Raw genomic sequence first — 5424 nt, forward strand, 5'->3', positions numbered from 1 at the left:
TGTTGGACTAAGGAAAATGTAAATTTGGCTATCGCAGGCGCTAGTCTTATTGTTGCTATTGTTGCTTTAATTTTTCCAAATATCAGATGCTCAATTCCAATTGTTAACCGATATTGTCCGATAAATTGTAAACTTTTATTCAAGCAAGGTCAAAAAATTGAATACAAATATCGTCGTGGAGATGATAAACACATAGAATTTGGGTTAGTTCAAGAATTAGATGTAAACATACCTGGAGTAGTAAAAGCGAAAGTGTATCTTCTTAATCATCAATACCCTGGAAATACAGATATAAACAAAGTCCTGCTAACACAAGATGCTACTCAATATTCCCCCCGTTTTCCCGATCCTGTAAAATTTCAAATTAGTTATGAAAATGATAAATGGAAGTTTGATTATTACTATGATGTTTCAGGTACAACACTTCAAGGTGAAGGTAAATGTATAAGCTCTAGAACAGCAAGAGGAAAGCTTGAATATCCTAATAAGCGTCAAGGTTACAGTGTAATTTTTTCAGCGTATTGAATAATAAAACCTTCGTTTTCTTTACATATCACATATCTAGTTGTAGGTTGGGTTGAGGAACGAAACCCAACACAACTTAAGGGGCGTTGCATATTTGCGCATTGGAATTATTTTTTTAGAGAAAGAGGAAGTAAAAGCTGGGATTTACCTTTTCTGCAAAGATTCATCCCTTAGTTCAGCAACACAACTTAAGGAGTAGGGGAGTAGGGGAGGGGGGGTAGGGGAGTAATTTGTCTGCCTTTGGGTGCGTTACGCCATCGCTTTTCATGTCGCGCAGCGAAACAGCACCCTACTGACTTCTGACTCCTCAATTAATCAATTCTCAGATTAAATGGTAAACGAGTATAAATCCCATAAGGATCGTTCATTGCTCTCAAACTGGCTAACTCCTCCTGTAACTTTTTAAATTCTGCTGTTAGCGGATCTAAAGGAGTATTAGATACACCAACTTCCACACCAGAAAGACTGCGGAAAATCCGTTGCTCCAAACTACGAGACTTAGGATATTCCTCAACTTTCCAACTATCTCCCAGTTCAGCTTTTTCCGCAGCAACTTTAATAGCAACTTCTATCCCACCAATCTCATCAACCAAACCTAACTCTTGAGCATCAGCACCAGACCAAACTCTACCTTGAGCAATTTCCGCCACTTTTTCCTTTGATAACTTACGAGAAGTTGCCACATTTGTAATAAACCGCTCGTAAATTGAATCGACCATCTTTTGAATCAAAGCTAACTCTGCTTCAGTTTTAGGACGAAAATTAGAATTCAAATCTGCAAACTCACCAACTTTCACCACATCCCAAGTAATCCCATTTTCATTAGCTAGTTCTTGAACATTGAACAACACACCAAAAACGCCTATCGAACCAGTAACAGTAGTAGGTTCAGCAACTATTTTATCTGCATTCATAGAAATCCAGTATCCACCAGAAGCAGCTATATTACCCATAGATACAATCACAGGTTTTTCCTTACTAATAAGCTTGACTTCCCTACCAATCACTTCTGATGCTGATGCACTTCCTCCTGGACTATTAACTCGCAACACCACCGCCTTCACTTTCTCGTCAAGTCGTAGTCGTCGCAATTCTCGTGCTAGACGATCGCCCCCTACCTGTCTGGGAGTACCAGCACCATTAACTATTTCTCCTTCAGCGTAAACTACAGCAATTTTATTTTTGCTTTTTACATTCCTACTGAGAGTTTCTGCAACTTTTGGTAGTTTGCCATAGTTGTTAAGACTAATTTGTGTGAAAGTTTTATCGTTCTCTTCTTTGCCAGTTAGTTGTTTAAGTTTTGTCAGAACTTCATCGTAGTAAGCTACTCTATCTACTAACTTAGTTTCTAAACTGGTATTCGCCATCAATATACCCTGATTATTAGCGATATCCTGTAACTTCCGTGTTGTTAACTTTCGACTTGTAGCGATTGCTTGTAGATATTGACCCCATATATTCTGTAATAATTGAAGAGTTTGCTGTCGGTTCTCCGGACTCATTTTTTCTAGGATAAAAGGTTCAACAGCAGACTTATATTTACCCACTCTTGTTACCTGAACTCCGATGCCAAATTTATCTAACGCACCACTCAAGAACATAGTCTGGGAACTTAAACCATTGAATTCTACAGCACCCAAAGGATTAATCACAATTTCATCTGCTACAGAACCTAGATAATATTCTCTTTCTGTCCAGTCCATATCATAAGCAATGATAGTTTTGCCAGTTTCTCGGAACCGTTGAAGTGCTTGCCGTATTTCTTGTAGATTTGCTAATCCTGTTGCTCCTGGAGTGTTGCTACCTTTGATGTAAATGCCGATTATTTTTTGATCTTGGGCGGCAACATTGAGACTATTAATTGCTTTTCGGAGGGTAATGGTTGTTGGTTGGTCGCTGGATAAAGCTTCTTGGAGTGCTTCCCCAGTGGAGGAGATGGGTCGAGTATCTGCAATATTAGTAGCGAGGTCGAAGACTAAGATTGATTTGTCTTGAACTTGTGGACCTACATCTTTGGTTTTGCTGGCGATGGAAACGACAAAAAATATTAATCCGCCAAATCCGAAACCGATAATTAGAGTAATTCCTAGTATGCTGCCAATTAGACTGGCAAAGGTGTATTTGAAGAAATCCTTCATTTTTCTAGTAGTAGTTGCTAATGTGGGAAACTAACTAATGGTATTAGTTTATATTTATCGTAACTAAAAAATATAAAAAACTTTGCCAAATCTACTGAATGAATTAAATTTTAAATTACTACAACTTTTCAGATAGTCTTCATTAATGGATAATGGATAATGGATAATTGATAATTAATGAAATAGTTAGGACTACCTAATTTAATTTCTATTACTAACGTCCCCTGTAATATAAAATCCGGTTATACGGTAATCGCAAAATTACTTCCTCAACTTACCGGAAAATTAAGGTATAAAGCCTCTCCATTTATGGAGAAAAAAGAAAAAAATTCCTTGAGCGCCAATCCTATCTGTTATAAGAAGAGGTAATTATTAATTATTAATTATTAATTATTAATTATTGAAAGATGTTCTATTGAATATGAATTTAAAAATTCATGCTATTCAAATCCTTTCTTTCTCCTAACTCCGCGCCTCCTGACTCCTGACTCCTCAGAGATAATAACTCAAGAGTATTTGCTAGTAGGAACTTAAATTTCTATTCTGGTTTGAGATTACCTACAACAACAAAGCACTTTTAATTTTTTAATTTTTTAATTGTTGAATTGATGCCATAACTAATACTTTGTTTTTATGTTAATTTTTCCAAAGTTCGAGATTTTTTCAGTTCCAATAAATTGGCATTACCTGTACAAAATAGAACTGTAGTTATTTCTGCAATTAATATATCTACTAATAAATTTAGAGATTCTTCTGATTCAACTGCTGCTTGGAGAAATGGCCAAGCTAATCCACCTAAGTCTGCACCGAGAGCGATCGCCTTTGCCACGTCTAAGCCATTTCGTAAACCTCCAGAAGCAATTAGAGGAATCTCTGAGTTTAGACTACGGATAGCACTAATACATTCTGCTGTGGGTAAACCCCAATTAGCAAAAGTATTTCCTAACCTACGCTGACGAGCATCTTTAGCCCGTTCACCTTCAATTTTCGCCCAAGAAGTCCCTCCAGCTCCCGCAACATCAATAGCTGCTACTCCTGCATCAATTAGTTTTTCAGCCATTTTCCTAGAAATGCCATTACCTACTTCTTTAGCAATTACTGGCACTGGAAGTAAGTAGCATAATTTTGATATTTTGTCAAGAATACCTTGGAAATTAGTATCACCTTCAGTCTGAATGCACTCTTGGAGAGGATTGAGATGTAAAATTAGGGCATCTGCCTGTAAAATATCAATCGCTTGTTGGCACTGGTCAATACCATAATCATAATTTAATTGGACAGCTCCTAAGTTAGCAAAAAGGAGGATATCAGGAGCAAGCGATCGCACAGCAAAAGTATCAGCTACCTGGGAGTTTTCTACGGCCACTCGTTCCGAACCAACTCCCATAGCTATTTTATAGTGTTGGGCAACTTTGGCTAAACGATAATTAATCATTTTGGCTTGTTCAGTGCCACCTGTCATCGAAGATATTAATAATGGCGCACCGAGTTGCTTCCCTAGAAATTTTGTTGTTATATCTATTTCACTGCGGTTCAATTCTGGTAAACAGCAATGGGTAAAACGGTAGCGGTCTAACCCATTGGTCGTGTTGTTAAATTGGACATCTGATTCTAAGCAGATTCGTAGATGGTCTGCTTTGCGAGATTGAGTTTGTGAGATTGAGTTCATCAGTTTTGTAATTACAAGTTCAGTCAGAAGTTCATCAAAAAACTTATCTATTTCAATATACTGTAATTAGTAGATTGGGCATTACCATTTTAGATAATTGAATAGGACTTATGCAAAATAAATATTTTTATTTAAAGTAAACATTGAGTTTGCTTCCTTAGTAATATCTTGATAGTTGTAGTAACCAGAAGTAACCCACAAATCGTAATACTCAGTAAACTCTGTATATTGATTGTTCATTTTTATTTCTATAAACTGAACCAGTAAATCAGAAATCACAGAAATATAGTAATAGTAGTAGTGGATATCTATACTATTTGTTAAAAGTATAGTAGTTACTTGAGCTACTATCTACCTGATGTGCTTGACCACCGTATTACTCTATTATTCTTTAGAGCCAATTTACTATAATAAAAAGGAACTAAAATGACAGAAAAAAAAGCCGAAATTACTATCTATACTGATGGTGCTTGTAGTGGAAATCCCGGTCCTGGTGGTTATGGTATTGTTCTTTTGTATGGTAAAAAACGCCAAGAATTATCTGGAGGTTATAAATTAACTACTAATAACCGCATGGAATTAATGGCAGCAATAGTAGGATTAGAACAACTAGAATTTCCTTCTATAGTTACTCTATATACTGACTCTAAATATATCGTTGATGCTGTTACAAAAGGTTGGGCAAAACGTTGGCGAGCTAATGGTTGGAAACGGAATAAAAAAGATAAAGCAATGAATCCCGATCTATGGGGAAAATTATTAGATTTATGCGATAAACATCAAGTTGAATTTTCTTGGGTACGGGGTCATTCTGGAAATATAGAAAATGAGTGTTGTGATAAATTAGCAGTAAAAGCTTCTCAACAAGTAGATTTACTGTCAGACCTTGGTTATAACTAAGTAAAATTACAGGAATTATGATTAAATAAATAGAATTTTGTTACTACAGAAAAAAATGGGTTATAGCAATAACCCTGTTGATTTATATCCAATAAGTCTGTAATAATTTAAAGCTTAGTTGGAGCAAGATTCAGTTAAACGCTAATACTAATCACATTTGCTAACTCGTTTTTTAATCAATCAGTCAATAGC

5 protein-coding genes are annotated in these 5424 nt (G+C 36.0%); 2 read left to right on the plus strand and 3 right to left on the minus strand.

The genetic code is table 11. The annotated features are described in order from the left end of the window. On the plus strand, positions 1 to 525 hold a 525-nt coding region (locus F6K22_RS30240), incomplete at its 5' end, for a hypothetical protein (protein ID WP_293106728.1). A 311-nt stretch (positions 526 to 836) separates the two neighbouring features. On the opposite strand, the gene sppA is transcribed toward F6K22_RS30240, so the two are convergent. The 3 genes from sppA to F6K22_RS30255 form a co-directional block, all read right to left on the minus strand. After that, positions 837 to 2663, minus strand: a complete 1827-nt coding sequence (gene sppA, locus F6K22_RS30245; protein WP_293106731.1) for a signal peptide peptidase SppA — start codon at positions 2661 to 2663, stop codon at positions 837 to 839. A gap of 631 nt (positions 2664 to 3294) precedes the next feature. Continuing rightward, a complete protein-coding gene (gene fni / locus F6K22_RS30250) occupies positions 3295 to 4332 on the minus strand; it encodes a type 2 isopentenyl-diphosphate Delta-isomerase (RefSeq protein ID WP_293106734.1) in 1038 nt (345 codons plus the stop codon). Between the two features lie 108 nt (positions 4333 to 4440). Further along, entirely contained in the window at positions 4441 to 4572 is a 132-nt protein-coding gene (locus F6K22_RS30255; RefSeq protein ID WP_293106737.1) for a hypothetical protein, read from the minus strand. Between the two features lie 186 nt (positions 4573 to 4758). On the opposite strand from F6K22_RS30255, the gene rnhA reads away from it, so the two are divergent. Beyond that, positions 4759 to 5232 carry a ribonuclease HI gene (rnhA, locus tag F6K22_RS30260; RefSeq protein ID WP_293106740.1) on the plus strand — a complete coding sequence of 158 codons (474 nt, stop codon included), beginning with the start codon at positions 4759 to 4761 and terminating at the stop codon, positions 5230 to 5232. Positions 5233 to 5424: the final 192 nt, after the last annotated feature.

It is taken from the genome of Okeania sp. SIO2F4 (assembly GCF_010672385.1).
GTDB lineage: Bacteria > Cyanobacteriota > Cyanobacteriia > Cyanobacteriales > Microcoleaceae > Trichodesmium.

What these genes read in the sequence shown, in the direction of transcription:
- sppA (WP_293106731.1), bottom strand. Translation starts at nt 2,663, where the DNA reads ATGAAGGATTTCTTCAAATACACCTTTGCCAGTCTAATTGGCAGCATA.
- fni (WP_293106734.1), bottom strand. Translation starts at nt 4,332, where the DNA reads ATGAACTCAATCTCACAAACTCAATCTCGCAAAGCAGACCATCTACGA.
- F6K22_RS30255 (WP_293106737.1), bottom strand. Translation starts at nt 4,572, where the DNA reads ATGAACAATCAATATACAGAGTTTACTGAGTATTACGATTTGTGGGTT.
- rnhA (WP_293106740.1), top strand. Translation starts at nt 4,759, where the DNA reads ATGACAGAAAAAAAAGCCGAAATTACTATCTATACTGATGGTGCTTGT.